Consider the following 865-nt stretch of genomic DNA (forward strand, 5'->3'; position numbering starts at 1 on the left):
CAATCCAGCCATTCCTGTCGTTTTCCACTTTGTTGTAAAGCATGGAGAACATCCATACCTCACGTCCCTGCAACCAGATGAACTTATCCGTATCGAAAACCTTCCCTTCACGGTCCAGGCAGCTGAAATAACCGCCAAACTCAATATCTTGAGAGTGCTCGAGCCAGAATGGAAGGACATTGTCCAACAATTCATCCCGGTACTGATTCGCTAGTTTCTTAAAATCCATAATATTGTTTTTATTATAGATAGGTATAGGGTACACCGAAGGCGGGGAAACGTTTCTTGAATGGCCATGCAGAAAACCGCCTGCGGCTTCTCTATACTTCTCAGTTGTTGTTAGTTTACTGTTATTAAGGTCTCTTTCTTCTACTGTTCCGACCGGGTCCAGTATCTTTCAATCTCTTCCAGTGACTTTCCTGTGGTCTCCGGCACGAGTTTCCATACGATGAGCATATACGGCACGCACATGACTGCGAACAGGAAGAATGTTCCGGCGGGGGTGAGATTCTGGAGCATCCAGGGGGTTAACTGTCCGATCAGGTACGTTCCTATCCACAGGGCGAATCCTGCAATGGACATCGCCAGTCCGCGCACCTTGGTGGGGTACATCTCCGAGAGGAGCACGAACACCACGGCACAGATGGAGACGGCACAGCAGAATACATAGAACAGGAAGAAAACAAGCAGGAAGAGGCTGGAGACTCCCCAGGAATCACCGAAGAGGAAGTAAATGCCGATCAGCAGGAGGGAGACAACCATCCCCGAAACTCCGTAATAGACCAGTTGCTTGCGGCCGACCCTGTCGATGATCACAAGAGCAAGAACGGTGGTCAGAGTGTTGACTAGTCCTACGAGAACTTGG

Annotated in this window: 2 protein-coding genes; both read right to left on the reverse strand. The window is 49.4% G+C overall.

Features of this window, described 5'->3' with window-relative positions:
• Positions 1-229, reverse strand: a 229-nt coding sequence (locus tag HMPREF9007_RS00065; protein WP_032850893.1) for an AGE family epimerase/isomerase, incomplete at its 3' end; no start/stop codon positions are given.
• Between the two features lie 140 nt (positions 230-369).
• On the reverse strand, positions 370-865 hold a 496-nt coding region (locus HMPREF9007_RS00060), incomplete at its 5' end, for an MFS transporter (RefSeq protein WP_032850894.1).

This window comes from Bacteroides sp. 1_1_14 (genome assembly GCF_000162515.1).
GTDB classification, from domain to species: Bacteria; Bacteroidota; Bacteroidia; order Bacteroidales; family Bacteroidaceae; genus Bacteroides; species Bacteroides thetaiotaomicron.